At 62.9% G+C, this 15,765-nt stretch carries 10 protein-coding genes and 1 pseudogene; 1 reads left to right on the forward strand and 10 read right to left on the reverse strand.

What is annotated here, in order from left to right:
- Nucleotides 1-20 precede the first annotated feature (20 nt).
- The 5 genes and pseudogenes from SINAC_RS17610 to SINAC_RS41915 all read right to left on the reverse strand — a co-directional run.
- Nucleotides 21-1,226, reverse strand: coding sequence for an acyltransferase family protein (locus tag SINAC_RS17610; protein ID WP_015246976.1), 1,206 nt, complete (start codon nt 1,224-1,226; stop codon nt 21-23).
- A gap of 424 nt (nt 1,227-1,650) precedes the next feature.
- Nucleotides 1,651-2,145, reverse strand: coding sequence for a peptidylprolyl isomerase (locus tag SINAC_RS17615; protein WP_015246977.1), 495 nt, complete (start codon nt 2,143-2,145; stop codon nt 1,651-1,653).
- Nucleotides 2,146-2,355: 210 nt separating this feature from the next.
- On the reverse strand, nt 2,356-4,059 hold the full coding sequence (locus tag SINAC_RS17620) for an ArnT family glycosyltransferase (RefSeq protein WP_020465972.1): 1,704 nt from the start codon (nt 4,057-4,059) through the stop codon (nt 2,356-2,358).
- Nucleotides 4,060-4,211: 152 nt separating this feature from the next.
- On the reverse strand, nt 4,212-4,829 hold the full coding sequence (gene pncA / locus SINAC_RS41910) for a bifunctional nicotinamidase/pyrazinamidase (RefSeq protein ID WP_390553816.1): 618 nt from the start codon (nt 4,827-4,829) through the stop codon (nt 4,212-4,214).
- 150 nt (nt 4,830-4,979) lie between these two features.
- A pseudogene (locus SINAC_RS41915) lies at nt 4,980-5,762 on the reverse strand (serine/threonine-protein kinase); the annotation flags it as partial.
- 327 nt (nt 5,763-6,089) lie between these two features.
- On the opposite strand from SINAC_RS41915, the gene SINAC_RS17630 reads away from it, so the two are divergent.
- The gene (locus tag SINAC_RS17630) at nt 6,090-7,181 is read left to right on the forward strand and encodes a Gfo/Idh/MocA family protein (protein WP_015246980.1); all 1,092 of its coding nucleotides are present in this window, start codon (nt 6,090-6,092) and stop codon (nt 7,179-7,181) included.
- Nucleotides 7,182-7,335: 154 nt separating this feature from the next.
- Here the strand turns inward: SINAC_RS17630 and SINAC_RS17635 are convergent, their stop codons facing one another.
- From SINAC_RS17635 to SINAC_RS17655, 5 genes are all read right to left on the reverse strand, one after another.
- Nucleotides 7,336-8,691: a DUF1552 domain-containing protein gene (locus SINAC_RS17635; RefSeq protein ID WP_015246981.1), complete on the reverse strand. Its 1,356-nt coding sequence runs from the start codon at nt 8,689-8,691 to the stop codon at nt 7,336-7,338.
- Nucleotides 8,692-8,696: 5 nt separating this feature from the next.
- Nucleotides 8,697-11,663 carry a DUF1592 domain-containing protein gene (locus SINAC_RS17640; protein ID WP_015246982.1) on the reverse strand — a complete coding sequence of 989 codons (2,967 nt, stop codon included), beginning with the start codon at nt 11,661-11,663 and terminating at the stop codon, nt 8,697-8,699.
- A gap of 217 nt (nt 11,664-11,880) precedes the next feature.
- The gene (locus SINAC_RS17645) at nt 11,881-13,278 is read right to left on the reverse strand and encodes a choice-of-anchor E domain-containing protein (protein ID WP_020465971.1); all 1,398 of its coding nucleotides are present in this window, start codon (nt 13,276-13,278) and stop codon (nt 11,881-11,883) included.
- Nucleotides 13,279-13,594: 316 nt separating this feature from the next.
- Nucleotides 13,595-14,116, reverse strand: coding sequence for a GNAT family N-acetyltransferase (locus tag SINAC_RS17650; protein WP_237722497.1), 522 nt, complete (start codon nt 14,114-14,116; stop codon nt 13,595-13,597).
- A 159-nt stretch (nt 14,117-14,275) separates the two neighbouring features.
- Entirely contained in the window at nt 14,276-15,322 is a 1,047-nt protein-coding gene (locus SINAC_RS17655; RefSeq protein WP_015246985.1) for a lipase family protein, read from the reverse strand.
- Nucleotides 15,323-15,765 lie beyond the last annotated feature (443 nt).

Genomic DNA, 15,765 nt, shown 5'->3' on the forward strand with positions numbered 1-15,765 from the left:
CCAAAGGGCCGATGTCCGGTTCACCCCGAAGTCAGGCTCAGTTCAACTGCGTGGGATGGTTCCGGCTGTTGCTGGTTCACCGATGTCGGTGTATGGACACGGCGCTCCACGAGGCTGAAGAACAGCCAGCCGGCAGCTGTTGCGGCGAGGGAGACCAGCGGCACGACGAGGAACACTCGGGACCAGAAGCCCGTCAGGCCGAGGTCGCGGAACGCGACGATCGCGAACGTACAGACGGGCAGATGGACAAGGTAGATGCTATAGCAACGTTCGCCGCAAGCGCGGAGACCTCGGAGCAGTAGGGTGTTTGCATCGAAAAGCTGATTGTCCCAGCGTCGCAGGGCAATCAGGATGAGACTGAACGCACTGGCACCGGTCGTCGAACGAAGGCCCCAGAACAGGCCGACCCCGAACATCAGCGCGAGCAGGACCTCGACGGTCCGCTTTGCCAGGGGAGACCGGGCCACGGTGAGCCGCCAGTAAACCGCCATTCCAGCGGCGAATTCATGCCAGTAAACGACAAAGGTGCCATCGATTCGGCCGAGCCAGCCCGATCGCCAAGCCCAAACCCGAATGATCACGATCAGGACGGTGAAGAGGCCCAATGCGCCATACAACCGTCGCGGCGCAAGCGCGAGCGCAAGGAAACAGAGGAAATAGAACTGCTCCTCATGGCAAAGCGTCCAGGCAACTCGGGTAAAAACTTCTTCACCCGTTCCCTGTTTCCCCGTGTCCCAGATGTCCCCCCGCCAGGTCTCGGTCAGGGTGATGTTGCCAAGCCATTGCGGCCAGGACAAATCGCCCGGCGATCGCAACGCCAGTTGATGCGCGACCGTGGTGTAGAACCGAGTCAGTCCGACCGCATCGAGCACCACCACGAGCGCGATCAAACCGACCAGCGAAGCCCAGTACGGTGGATAAATCCGCCTGAAGCGACGTCTCAGGAACGTCCAGGGCGAATCCCCCTTGCGCCGAGTGGAATCGGCACTAGCGGCGATGCAGTAGCCGCTGATCACGAAAAAGATCGGCACGCCCACATACATCATGCGGAGCGCGCCCAGACAGGCCAACGGTATCCAGCGAGCGGCGCCGGCCCCAATTCCGTCCAGCTCTGTTCGCTCGATCGCGAACCCAGCGTGATAGATCACCACGGAGAGGCAGGCGACCCCCCTCCAAAGGTCGAGCGAGCGGTAGCGAGGAGGGCGGATCAAGGGTGGTAGCATCATCGTCGATTCTCGAGCTTTCGGACAGGCGCTCTCGCGGCCTGACCGACTCTTCCGTGATTCTCAGAGGGGGAACAAAGCTTAATTCAGACACTCCACCATTGGAAAGCCCAAATACAAGCTTGGATAATTCCTTCGCCGGACTTTTACGGAAGGGCAGGGGACACCGAATCTCTTGGGTGCGACTGCGCTCAAGGGACTTGCCGGCAACGGTTTTCGGAGGCCTGGGACGCATCCTTCCCGACGAAACCAGGATGTGGACGGGGCATCCGCGATTCCAGAAAAGGCGATCTCTTCGAAAAGAAAAAGTCGAGTCGGTACCCATCAACGGAGCATTCGCACCGCCCGAGATATCGACTCGACGTGTGTCCCGCTAGAGTCGGGACTTCAGCCCAGCCAATCCAGACTTCCTAAATCCTGAGTCGGGTCAAACCTCACCGCAACCGTCGATGGTGATCTTGGCCTGCGGTTTCCCGCTGCTCGAACCGAGGGCTTCGATTTTCTTGACCAGGTCGGACCCCTCGGTCACTTCGCCGAAGACCACGTGCTTGCCGTCCAACCAATCGGTGACCACTGTGGTGATGAAGAACTGCGAACCGTTCGTGTTCGGGCCTGCATTGGCCATGGACAGAAGGAACGGCTTGTCATGCTTGAGCTGAAAATTCTCGTCCTTGAACTTATTTCCATAAATCGACTTACCACCGGTCCCGTTGTGGTTGGTGAAGTCGCCCCCTTGAAGCATGAACTTGGGGATCACGCGGTGGAACGAAGATCCTTTGTAGCCGAACCCCTTCTCGTGGGTGCACAAAGCGCGAAAGTTCTCGGCGGTCTCGGGCACCACGTCGTTGAACAGTTCGAAGGTAATCCGTCCGGAGGGGGTGCCGTCGATGCTGATGTCGAAGTAAACGCTCGGCCTGGCCATAGTCTTTCGTCCTCGATCGGATCCGTTTTCTTGTTTCTAATGCCCCGCATCACGCCCGCCCCCCGCGCAGTGACGGCGGTGGGTCTCGAGCCGACATGCGGAATTAACTGTGCTCACGATAACAACTTAGACCTCGCATCTCAAGTTGCCTTGGAATCTCGGGAGGTCGGCCCGACCGCGAGACCGCCCGGCCGATGGAAAATGCCTGGATTACCGTTCCCGCTCGCGTTCCACAGCCGCCGCCGCGTCCTCGATCGCAAAGATTGCGACCAAGGGCACCTCAGGGGCAATCCCCAGAGCCTTCACAAAAACAGGACGGGCATGGCCAAGGAGGTCGACGTCCAGGGCGCAGGCGGGATAGCTCCGGAGGATGCCGGGCCGGTTCTGGACGAGATACCACTGCGGCGGATTCGCCCGAGAGGGAAAGGGGGCGGGGCGTAGCAGGCCCCAATGGTGTAGATAATCGAAGGTCGGGATCGAATAGGCGACCATCACCGACTGCCCCACCTTGGTCCGTGCGTTGATCCAATCCCGCGCATCGGGGGTCAAGGCGTCCCAGTAATACGTCGGCTCCATACCCGCCCGGGCGGCCCCGGACAAGCCACCAATCAAGGCATTATAGTACGACAACTGCAAAGGATGATGGAGCCAGGTCGTCCAGGCCCCGGCCGTCACCGCGCAGACGACCGAAACCACGGCCAGCGGCCGCGCGAACCGGCCTGGCACGCCTCGCGCCAGGCCGGAGGCCAATGCAGCCACGCCGACACCCGCCAGGCAGGCAAGGAACACAAACGCAGGAAGGAACTGCCGTTCGCCATCGTGTCCCGGCGCGCCGGGTAAGGCGCGAAGCACCATCAGAAACAGCCAACTCGCCAGCAAGAGCGTCCCCCCTCGATCGCGCAGCCGCCCCGCCACGACCTTGGTGATTCCAATCAAGGCGAGCGCCAGCGTGATCGGCGGGACAACGATCGCCGTCCAGGCCAGCGTGTTGAACCAGGGGAGCGAGAAGGGATAGACCTGGCCGAAGAACTGGGTCGGGATCGGCGATCGATGCTCCCGACCCAGGTTCGACTGGAGAAAAACATGCAGGCTTCGGATCGGCTCGAACCACCAAGGGGGGTTGAGAGCATAAAACACGAGAGCGGCCACCAGGCCCCCTACGAGAAGCGTGACAATCCCCCGTCGATCGCGCTGGAGGATCGACCAGGCAACAAGAGGCACCGGCACGAACCAGCCGGTGAACTTGGTCGCCGCGGCACAGCCCCAGGCGATGCCGAAAGCGAAGACCCAGGCCCATCCACGACCCGTGGGTTCGACCGACCGGGAGAATGCCGCGACCGCCAGGAACCAGAGACAGAGCAACGGTGCGTCATACGAGGCCAGGTGTGCATGAGCGAAAACGCGGGGCATCGTCAGCAGCACAAGGGAGGCCGCCAACCCGGCGGGGCGGCCATAGAGTCGGGCCATGAACCCGTAGATTGCTCCGATCGTCAAGGCGAACAGAATCGCCGGCCCACACCGATACGACTCCAACGGCGCAAGGAAACGATGCCCGGCCACCCAACCGCCCAGCCCGATCAAGGCGTAGAACGAAGGATGGCCGTTGGGCTCCTCGCGCGCGAACGGCCAGAAGAAGCGAAGCGAGTCGCGGCTCCAGGGCGACGCGGCCCGCGGCCCCGCTTGCCTCAAATAGTCGGCCCTCGACTCAAGGTTCGACATGGGTGGGGACCACGCCCGCACTCCAGGCGAATTGTCCCCGGCGACTCGAGCGAACCACTCCTTGAGCCGCTCCTCACGCTCGACCGTGAAGCCTTCGTCCCAGGTCATCCCAAAGTCGTCCATGGTCGCAAGCAACAAGACAAGGGTGCCGACCCCAAGCAAGCAGGACAGCCCCACGTCGAAGCGCGAGCCCAACGACGCAACTTGATCCTCGTGCGCACGAGGAAATCCTGCCTCGTGGGCCGAACCTAGGTCCTGGGAGCTTACGTTCACCACGGCATGTTCTCCGACTTCGGGTCAGAAATCATCCCCGCTGATCGCACTCGATCGAAGTGAGCCGACGGCCCTCAAGCCCGGATCACACCCGCCTCGGCCATCTGCCGCCAACTCGCGGCGAGAGAGCCATCCACGTCAATGCCTCGGCAAGCGTTTTCAATCACGGTGACTTCAAACCCCAGGCGGCAGGCGTCGATCGCGGAATAGGCAACGCAAAAGTCGGTGGCCAGGCCGACGATGAACAACCGGGTCAGCCCGCGCTCCCGCAAGTAGCCGGCCAGGCCGGTGGGCGTCTGCCGGTCGTTCTCGAAGAAGGCGGAGTAGGAATCGATGTCGCGGTGATAACCTTTACGGATGATCATCTCGCAACGATCCAGGTCCAGGTCGGGGTGAAACTGAGCGCCCGGGGTGCCTTGCACACAGTGGTCGGGCCAAAGAATTTGTAGCCCGTAATGCAGCTCGATCTGGGACATCGGCTTCGAGCCCGGATGCGAGGACGCGAACGAAAGGTGATCGTCGCAATGCCAGTCCTGAGTCAGGATGACGTGAGCGAAGCGCCGGGAGAGCTTGTTGATGATTGGAACCACCAGGTCCCCTTCGGGCACGGCGAGTGCGCCGTGGGGACAGAAGTCATTTTGAACGTCGACGACCAAGAGCGCGCGGTTCTCGGTCGGCGAGGCCGCTCGGATCGTCCGCCCGGTGAGCTTGGCGGCAGGGATGGTCGTGACGGAAGTCACTGGCTTGAGGAGCGTCCGCGTCGAGATGAGCGTATCGTCCCCCAGCGATCGCTGTGCCCCGCTGAGGGCCTCGATCAATTCCGTATATGTCTGAAACCGATCCTCCGGCCGTTTGGCCATCATCCTGGCGACGATCGCTCCCACCGAGCCAGGCACCGAGGACGGGAGCGGGGCAGGGTCCGCCTCTTGAACCTGCTTCAAGATGCGGAACAGAGAAGTCCCCTTGAACGGCATCTCGCCCGAGAGCATGTGGTACAGGGTAGCGCCGAGGGAGAAAATGTCGGCCCGGAGATCGACTTGGCTGGCGTCGTCGAACTGCTCCGGCGACATATAGCTGGGCGTGCCGAGCGCGATCCCGGCCGAGGTATACGCCACGGTGGCGTCCAGGTCGGCCACGATCTTGGCCAAGCCCAGGTCGGCCACCTTCACCGCGCCGGCCGTTGTGAGCAGGATGTTCGCCGGCTTGATGTCCCGGTGGATCACCCCAATCTGGTCGAACGCCGTGCCCAGCGCCCGGGCGACGGCCTCGGCAATCTGCAATGCCCTCGCGACCGGCATCGCCTTGCGTTCCTCAATGTGATCGGCCAAGCTCTGACCGTCTACAAACTCCATAACAATATAATAATGTCCCTCGGACTCGCCGCAGTCGAACACCCGGACGATCCCAGGGTGATTCAAGCGGGCGGCCAGCCTGGCTTCGCGGAGGAACCGCTCCGGCCCTTCGGCTGCCTGGACCCGTTGCGGGTGGAGAAACTTCACCGCCACGTCCAGGTCAAGGTCCGTGTGATGCCCCTTGTAGACGACCCCCATCCCTCCTTCGCCAAGCCGCGACAAGATCCGGCAGTGGCCAACATTCGTCAGTTGCAAATAGGGATCGTCGGACATCGCTTGGACCTTATCGAAGGCTTGGAAACAGGCTCAACGCTTCTTGCGGGAACCGTTCGTTTTCCGGGTATCCGACCCCCTCAAGGATGGGTGACGGAGTGGAGTACCACCATATTACCAAGAACGATCGCCGTCAGCCCCCAGCACTCCCGCCAAGGCAGTTCATGCCGATCCGATGATTGCATTCCTGGTCATGAGCCGACGTCGAAAAGTCAGGGCCCACTTGCACCCCTGGCGATTTCCCGAAATGGTAGGGGATCGCGATGCGCCCGGTTGATGAACGGACTCCCCGGGCATCACAGATCGAATGCTCAAGGATTCTCTCTGATGAACAGTGAAAATCGACGCGCGGCCATCAAACGATTCGGCGGCACACTCGCCTGCTCGCTGGCATCCGGTCTTGCAAACGCCCAATCGAGAGAGGCCGGCCCGACACGGCCACGCATCAAGATCGGCCAGATCGGCGTGGGGCATGCCCATGCGAGCAAGCTCTCCGTATTCCGGCAATCCGCGGATTATGAAGTTGTCGGAATCGTCGAGCCCGACGCGGAACTGCGTCGGAAGGCCGAGGTGCAGGTGCCTTATCAGGGCTTGCCGTGGATGACCCAGGAACAGTTACTCAACGCGCCGGGGGTGCAGGCGATCCTCGTCGAGACGCGGGTTCGCGACCTGCTTAACACGGCTGAGGTCTGCATCAAGGCCGGCAAGCACATCCATCTCGATAAGCCGGCCGGCGAGTCACTGCCCCAGTTCCGCCGGATCCTGGACGCGGCGGCGCAGCGGAAACGGCTCGTTCAGATGGGGTACATGTACCGGTATAACCCTGCCGTGGTGTTGCTCCGCGACCTCCTGAAACGAGGCTGGCTGGGGGACGTGTTCGAAGTCCACACGGTCATGAGCAAGGTCGTCGAGCCGGCCGCGCGGCGGGAACTGGTCGCGTATCGCGGCGGGATCATGTTCGAGTTGGGATGCCACGTCATCGACCTGGTCGTCGGCGTGCTGGGGAAGCCAACCAAGGTTACACCGTTCTCACGGCATGCCGCAAACCTCGACGACGCCCTCCTCGACAACATGCTGGCGGTGCTCGAGTACCCAAAGGCATTAGCGACAGTCAAGTCAAGCGCGATCGAAGTGGACGGGGGTGAACGACGGCACCTGGTCGTTTGCGGGACCGAAGGTACCTTCCAGATCCAACCGCTCGATAATCCCTCGGCACATCTGGTGCTGTCGAAAACGCGAGGCGGGTACAAAAAGGGACGTCAGGACATCTCGTTCCCCAAATACGTCCGCTACGTTGACGACGCGGCCGATATGGCCCGCATCATTCGCGAAGAGAAGTCGACCGACTTCCCGTATGAGCACGATCTGACGGTTCAGACGGCGTTGCTGGAAGCGTCGGGACGGCCGCTGGACAAGTGATCGGGACGAAGGCGCAAATCCTTGATCAGCGAGATTTCAGCGAGGCACGGTCCATAGATTCGACACAGCCTCTTGAATTCCCTGGGACCGCGGCCCCAGGGAATTCAATCCAGCCAGCAATATTTCATTTCTTTATAATATTTTCGATCTCATCTCAGAAGCCGGCAAGACGCGCGTCGGCGTCGCCGAAGCGGTCGAGCTTGACATCCATTCGGTCCATGATCGAAAGGTACATGCTGCAGAGCTTGCGGTTGTCGTCGCCTTTGTCCGCATAGTCGAGTGTGCGGCCCGTCGCGAGCGAGCCACCGAGGCCTCCGGCAAGGACAACGGGGACCTTGCTGGCGTCGTGCTTGGTACCAGACCAGAGGCTGTTCGTGAACAGCAGGCAGGTGTTGTCGAGCACGGTGCCTTCGCCTTCGGGCATGGCGTCGAGACGGCTGGCGAGATAGGCGAGTTGGCTGACGTAGTAGCGGGTCACGCGCTCGTAGGCTTCGGACTTGTCGTCGTGCGAGGCGCCATGGTGCGCGGCCCGGACGTCGAGGAAGGGGTAAAAGAGGCCCGAGATATCGCGGCAGAGCAGGAGGGTTGCGATCCGGGTCTTGTCGGTCTGGAAGCCCAGGGCGATGAGGTCGCACATCAGCCGCATGTGTTCGCGGATGTCTTCCGGCAGGCCGTTGTCGGGCCTCGTCATCGCGACGAGCGGCTTGCCTTGGTCTGAGGCGCGCCCCTCGGCCTGATCTTTCTCGACCCGCATCGGCACGACCCGGCGCTCGACTTCGCGGACGCTGGTCAGGTACTCGTCGAGCTTGGCCCGGTCAGCCGCGCTGACGCGCCGGCTCAGGCCGGAAGCCTCGTCCCGGACGCGATCGAGGACGCTCTGGTTGCGGCGGCTACCGCGGTTGTCGAACAGGCTGTCAAACGCGAGCGACGGGTAAACTTCCATCGGCACCGGCGAGGTGGCGCTCTGCCAGGAAATGTGCGAGCTGTACGCCATCGAGAAGTTCGTCTCGTGGTAGCCCGTGATCGGCTGCTCACACCCGAGGACCATGCTCGGCTGGACGGTCGCCTCACCGAGGTGGCGAGCGAGCATCTGGTCAACGCTAATCCCCCCCTTGAGCTCGGCCCCCTTCTGCAAGGCCGCCCCCGAGAGGATGTTCCCAGTCTGGCCGGGGTGAATGCCGACGCCCGTGGCCTGCTTGTTGAACAGGCCGTTGATGACGTTGATCTTCGCCTTCAACGGAGCCAACGGCTCAAGGCAACGGCCCAACTCCATCTCGGCGCCCGAACCCTTGGCCCACCACTGCGTCGGATTGACGCCACAGCCCATGAACAAGGCGGCAAACCGCTTCGGGCAAGGCGCGACGGCTCCCGCCACGGATGAGGCGCCCAACGCGGGGACCGACTCCAGCCACGGCAAGGCCATCGTCACACCCACACCGCGAAGGAACGTCCGCCGGGACGCCCGGCCACGGCCATTCTCGCCCGGCCCCTGGTCCGAAGTGCTCTTCATCTGCGTCACTCCGCGTGGTTGGGTTCAACTCGCTTGTTCAGGAACTGCGGGCTGGCGACGATGCTCTCGATCAAGCTGCCAAAACGGTGGCCGTCGGCCGCCAGCCGGGTGCGCATGGTGTCGATGGTCTCGTCATCCGAGGGGAGCAAGCTCCGCCCGAGAGCGTAGGACAGCAACTTCCGGCAGAGGTTCTCGACGAACTCCTCCCGGCGCTCCGAATCGAGGTAGCGGCGGAGCCCCTCAAGGCCTGCCCCCTCGCTCCCGCCGGGGAAGGTCGCACGAACATCCACGGGGCGGCCGCCGAGGTCTTTGTCTCGCGCCTCGCCGACGGGACCGAAGCCCTCGAACGCCAGGCCGATGGCGTCGAACCGCTCATGACAGCCAGCGCAGCTCTTATCGGCCCGGTGCCGGGCCAAGGTCTGCCGGAGAGTCAGGTCGCCGAGCTTGGCCTCGTCGTCCGGTAGGTCAGGGACGTCGGGCGGCGGCGCGGGGATATTCTCGCCGAGCAGACGACGCACGACCCAGTAGCCACGCTTGACCGGGCTCGTCCGCAAGCCCGGCGCGTTCTTCGTCAGGAAGACGGCCATCGGCAAGAGCCCACCGCGCCCGAAGCGGACCGCGTCATCGACTCGGACCCAGCCGTCAGGCTCGGGCATGCCGTAGTGCCGGGCCAGCGATGGATTCACGAACGTGTGCTTGCCGTCGAGAAATTCATGAACCGAGCGGTCGTTGCGAACCAGGTCGACGAAGAAGCGGATCGGCTCCTCGAACATCGACCGACGCAGTTCATCGTCAAACGTGGGGAATCGCCCGCGATCGACGCTGTTGTGCTCCTCGAACCGGCGGAAGTCGAGCCAGTTGCCGCTGAACTCCGTGGCCAGGCCACGGACGCGATCGTCGCGGAGCATCCGGCGGGCCTGGGCTACGAGCACCTCGGGGAGATGCAAATCGCCCGCTGCGGCATGATCCAAAAGCTCGCGGTCGGGCATGCTGGCCCAGAGGAAATAGCTCAGGCGGCTGGCCAGGTCGTAATCCGAGAGCGGCCGAACGCCCGTCCCCGCACCGACGAGGTCGACCCGGTAGCAGAAATAGGGGGACATGAGCACGCCAACAACCGTGTCACGGACGGCATCGTCGTGGCCCAGTTCATCCTGCTCGCGGAGCGTCCGATAGAAGGCTGCGATGCCGTCACGTTCCTCGTTCGACAGCGGGCGGCGATAGGCCCGCTCAGCGAACGTTTGCAGGGCCTCGATGTGTCGGGGCACGGCCGCGACTCGGTCTTGCTCAACGCGGCGGATGCTCGCGGAGATGATCCCGAACTGGTCCTTGATGACGCTGTACGCGAGTTCGCTGGCGCCGAGCCGGCTCACTTTCGCCAGGTAGACCTCAGCCAGTTGCTGGATCTTCGCCTCGGACGCGGCGTCCTTGTCCTCGGCCCTGATGAAGTCGAACGCCCGATCGCGGAGGAAGCCGGACTCGGCGCGTTCGTACCAGAGGTAACTCGAATACTGCCGCATGGGAGCGCCGGTGACGAAATCAAACTCACGCCAGAGCCGCTCGAGTTCACGTTGGCCTGCCTCGTCCAGCATGAGTTCGGCAAGCGGCTCATCGTCACGAAAGTAGCCGGTCATGCTATGGAACCCTGCGTTCAACAGCCGCCCTGTGTTCTTCTTATCTTCCTTCCCATCGAGATAGACCCGGGCGCGCTCCGACACAAAGAAGGCATCGGGGAAGGTCCGGCAGAATCGGGGGAAAGTCGCCTCGAAGGGAGGGATATCTTCCGGCTTCTCGGGGGAGGCGAGCGCCTTGGCGGCCGCACCCGTCAGCGCCAGTTCGTCCACCCGGATCTTGGACGCTCCCCCGGCCTCATAGCGCATCCGGTTGGCGACATACTGGCGATTCTTCCAGAGCACGAGCGGCTGTGACCCTTCGTCGATCCCGCGTGCGGTCAGGTTCTTGACCTCGGGCGTGAGCTGTCGGCGAAGGACGACGACATAGTCACGCATCCGTTCACAGCCGGACCGTGCGGCGGCCGTCCGATCGCCATCGGGGGGAGGCAGCTCCCGCCACAACGTCTGGAGCGCAGCGGTCGGACCGACCTCCTCCAGGTTTTCGGTGAGCGTGGCCCAGATCGTCGCCAGGTACTTGGGGCTGAGTCCCGACTCAGCGGCGAGGCGAGCCAGCGAGGCATCCGGCTGCCCCAGGGCCTCGCGATGGCGGAATCGCCAGGCCGCGAAGAAATAGTCGGCGTAGTCGGTGCGCTGACGCTTATAGAAGTCGATAACGCTGTTCACACAGTACTTGTCGCGATCGGTGTCGGCGAGCATGGGGTGCGTCGCGAAAGCGAGTCCGTCCGGCTTCAAGACGAGGTGATCGGCGACCTCCCGCGCGGCCTGCAAATACTTCTTGACCAGGGCCGGCGACATGGCGAGCGATTCGGCCGAGTTGTCGAACCCTGCCTCGTTGGCCGGGTCGACGGGGAACTCCCGGGTCGGCCGGAGGTCGACCCCCGTCAAGTCCCGGATCGTGTGGTCGTACTCCGCGTTGGAGAGCCTCCGCGCGGGGACCAAGCCGGGGTCGCCCGCGTTCCGCTTGGCTTCGCGCTGGCGGACCGATTTGATCCAGGCGACCACACTGGCGCGGGCCTCGTCCGTCGGGCGCAGTTTCGCCTTCGCCGGGGGCATCGACCCCGCTTCAAGTTGCTCGACGACCAGTTCCCAGTGGGGGAGGGCCCTGGCCACGGACTCCTCGGTCGTGAACGCACTCAGGTCGAGGTCCCCCTCCGGCTTGTCCTTGCCGTGGCACCCGAGGCAGTACGTCGCGAGAAAGGGCCGAACGCTTTCCTGGAAGCGGAGGTCGAGGGATCCCCCCTTGGCCTCCGGCTCGCGGGCGGGGTTGTCGACGGCCGATTGGAGGCCGAGAAACGCGAGCAGAAGGCAGCCCGTCGCCATCAGGAGGAAGGGTGTTCGCATCGTCCGTCGAATCTCCCTCGCATCGCTTCGCAGACCGCCGCCCGTTAAACAATAATTAGATTAACCGGATCAGGCGACCCGATCAAGGCAGGGCAGAACGGCAAAGGCTGACGCTCATGATTGGTGAGGACTCAAGCTAAAGAGCGACGGACAGATGCCCACGGTTGCAGGAAGCACCATTCGAAGAAACCAAAAAGAGACAGCCGGGGAGGCGGGGTCAGGAGCGTCGAGGGTGCTGGGTGTTATAGATGACGAGGCCGGGGAGGTAGCGCTGGAGGTTCGGCCCCAGGTTGGAGCGCAGGGGAAGGCCTCGGTCGACCCGGGAGAGGATGTCGGCCAGGGTGCAATCCGGTCGGGTCCGTTCCCCGAAGTTGTAGTTGGCCCCTTGGGCGCCATCGCGCAACACAACCCTGGAGAATCGATTCCGACTCACTTGCCCCCCTAGGCTACCAACCGTATCGCGTCCCGACCGGAAGATCCTCGGCTGGGCCTCGGTGATCGTATACATCCCGGGGCGCAGGTCGTTGAACTGATAAACACCATTCGCGTCGGTCGTGGAAGACAGCATGACCGGTCGATTCGAGTCGTCTCGTCCCCGGAGCGTCACGTTCACCGTCGCGATCCCAAACTCGCCGGGTTCCCTCACACCGTCGTTGTTGGCGTCGAGGTAGACGGAGCCGGAGAGACGGCCCGAATGCTGTGCGGCGGATGCGACGACGGGAAGCAGCTCGCCAAAATTATTATCGGTCAAGTCGCTATCGGCGAGTGTGACCGGGATCGTGTTGACCGGAGTGCTCTTGGGGAGCACGACACCCCCCCGGGAATTGGAGCCTTGAAGATAACCGTCGGGCTGAGTGGTCTGGACGATCGTATAGCGGCCCGGCTTCAAGTCGCTCTGGGGCAGGTAATGGTAGACCACGTTGACCGTGGCGGCGGCGGTGGAGGAGATCTCGGTGAGCAGGTTGCCCGGACCCGCTGCGGCCGAGCTGGAGGCTGCGCCGACCGAGAACGGGACCGTCCCCGTCCCTGTATACGCCGCGAGATCGCCGGGCGTGGTCAGCGTGACCGACTTCGTATCGTCGGCCGACACATTGCCAAAATCCTTGCCGCTGGTTCCGCCGAAATCCGGCACGCCATCGTAGGCCGAGGCCGGGAAGGTGACCGTGGAGGTCGGCCGGAGCATCAGGTCCGCGATGCCGGGCGCCTGGACGACCAAGGTGCCCTCGGTGTGCCCCGTGACCGTCATCGGATTCGCGTCCCGGCTCTCGACCCGGATCTGGCTCGCCAGGGTTCCAGCGAACGTCACGTCCACCGAAGTGAGTGTGCCAAGGCTGGGATCGAACTGGGGAATCGTGGCCGACTTCGTGTAGTTGGTCGGGGTTGCAGCGAAGCTGAGTGCCTGGGTCTGGGAGCCCGGAGTCGTTTGGACGGTGCCATCGCTCGAGAACTGGTATTTGCCCGACGCGTCGGTCGTCGTCGATCCCACCACCATTTTCGCGGAGTTCACAAGCTGGATCGGACTCCCGGCGATCGGGTTGTCGCCCGGCCCATATAGCCCATCACCGTTGGCGTCATGATAGACGTAACCACTAATGGTGGACGCCGTTAACATCATTCGCGGTTCGAGTGTTCCGAGGCTGAGTCCCAGTCCGTGAGAAGTGCGGTTCAAACGCCTACGCCGGCCATCCTTGGCTCTAGGAATCATCATAACCTCGTGCCGGATCACAGGAATCGAATGTGAAGTGACTGCGTACGAAGTGGGGCACTGCTCGAGCGAAGTGAAACTTTAGGAATCATACGCGCTTTTCGGATTTTGTATACGCGAACCCCAACCTTGCCGTCTCGGCCAATTTCAAGGGGCGGCTGGGGCTCTTTGGTAACACGGCCCGGCCGCAATTCAGGACTGGCCGCAGGCACCGATCAGCGTATCGTCAAAGGTCCCCGAACGGCGGAGGGTAACGAACCTCGCCTTCAACCCCTTCGAGGGCTCCAGGGGCCAACTCCAAGGCCATGAACGCGGGACCGGCGTAGGGCGACAGCAACCGCTCGGCAGATTGCGCCGTGAAGTCGAACCGGGGGTAAAACTCCGGATGCCCCACAACCAATACAATTCGATGCCCCGCCTCGGTACAGGCCCGCAGCCCCTCCCGAACCAAGGCCGAGCCGATCCCCTGCCGCTGGCAGTCGGGGACCACCGCCAGCGGGGCCAGCGAGAGCGCCTCAACCACTCCTTGCGGGGTCACGATCGAGAGGTCGCTGAACAGGATGTGGCCAACGACCCGGCCCGCCTCTTCAGCCACGAGCGAGACCCGCACATAGCCTCCATCCCTCAGAGCAGCGATCAGCCGAGCCTCTCCCTCCTCTCCAAAAGCGAGGCGATTGACCTCGTGGATGGCCGCATGATCGCCCAGAGTCTCGGGCCGAATCACGCCATTATCTCTTTGTTTATTCATTTTTTTACTTAACCCCTTCCTATTTTCATAAATGTTGCCCTGGCGCAAAAGGAGAACGCCCAGCCTCGCGGCCTCAGGGCCAATGGCGAGCCCTGGGGCGTTGCAAGGGGGCGATGGCCGAAGAAAGCCCACAACGTGCCGGATAGACCCGGCGGGGGGCTAGCGGGTTCGCTGGACTTGCGGCAAATCGTCAAACGGAGCGCCCACGCGAGCCGCGTGGGCGTCGGTGAGCGGACGCGCCTCTGAACTCCCGACCGCCATGACGATCCCTTGGATCAAGGCCCGGCGAAGCCGCCGAGGAGCGCGCGTCGACGGGCCGCGATTCGTCAGGTCGGAGTGCCCGGCGTCGAGAACCGCCAACACCGTGCCCAGGACAGGCAACGACTGATCCTCCAGCGCCACCACACCGTCGTTGGGCCCCGAGAAGGTCTGCAAATACCACGCAGTTGCCCGCTTGAAGAGCCGCAGGTGAGACGGACTGGTCTCGCTCGTCACGTAGAACGTCTTCGGCCCAACGATCGGAATCGCGCTGAGATGCTTCTCCAAAATCTGTTCCCAAAAATTCTCCGACGCCTGGTGAGTCAAATCAGCCAGCCCCCCATGCTTGCCTCGCTTCAACTTGGTCTTCTCCAGGCGATCGAGGAGAGTGGCGATGGCTCGGTAACGGAGGGGGATCCGGCGATCCATCGACGGCCCTTCCCCAGCCACGTAGTCAGCCACGCCGGTTCCGCCGAACGGTCCCTGTACCAGGAAGAGGGCCAGGATCCGGGTCCGGACGAACTCCGGGTTCTCGAGCGCGAAGGCCAGGGCCTCGCAGGCCCCTCGGCTATGGGCGATGACCACCAGTGGCTCGGGCCCTGCCTCGGCGATCTCAAGGAATTGGCCGCGAACCGCGTCGGCGTTCTCTTCGATCGACTTGTGGGAGCTTGGGTAAACAAAGTGAATTGCGTCACGCGGCACCCCCAGGGCCCTCAACTCCTGGGCGTTCTGCGTAAAATAGGTTGGCATACGCTCATTCCAGAATCCTGCGACGAAGACGTAGCGGTAGCGTGTGGCTTCGCGTTCGACCTCGGCCGGGATCTGCAGTTGGCCCTGCCGGGCGGCCTCGAACCAGCGTTCGAACGCGCTCGGGTCAACCGCCCGGTGAGCGGGAGCTTCACCAAAGAGAGGGAGCAAACCAGCGAGGATCAGAGTGGCTCCGAGCATAGCAATCTCACCAAGTCAGTTCCGTTGACGGGAGTCGGGGTGTTGAGAGGCCGCATCGCCATATTCGAACCTCTCCCCATTCAGAATGAGCCGCAAAGGCCTACTTGTAGTGTAACGGCCTGGAGATTCAAGACCAGAGCCCATTTCTTCGCGCGGTCCCTTTGGGAAATCGAACGAGCCCTCCCGCATCGTCCGGAAATTTCGCTCGCTCGTAAAGGCGAGCGGGGAGCGTGAGGTTCCTTGTCTTTGGAACCTATTTGAGTGAACCAGCCCCTGAAGCTGGGGCATTCTGCTCATGTCTTTCAATAATTACAGATCAATTAAGAGCGAGCGGGGCGCCCGCGTTCCCAAGGGGGGAGGGGCAACGAAGTGAAGAAAATGATCCGGCACGGCCTGGACTCGCCGCGCACTTCGCGTGAAAATAGCGTTGGTGCATGATCCCA

This window comes from Singulisphaera acidiphila DSM 18658 (assembly GCF_000242455.2).
Classification (GTDB): domain Bacteria; phylum Planctomycetota; class Planctomycetia; order Isosphaerales; family Isosphaeraceae; genus Singulisphaera; species Singulisphaera acidiphila.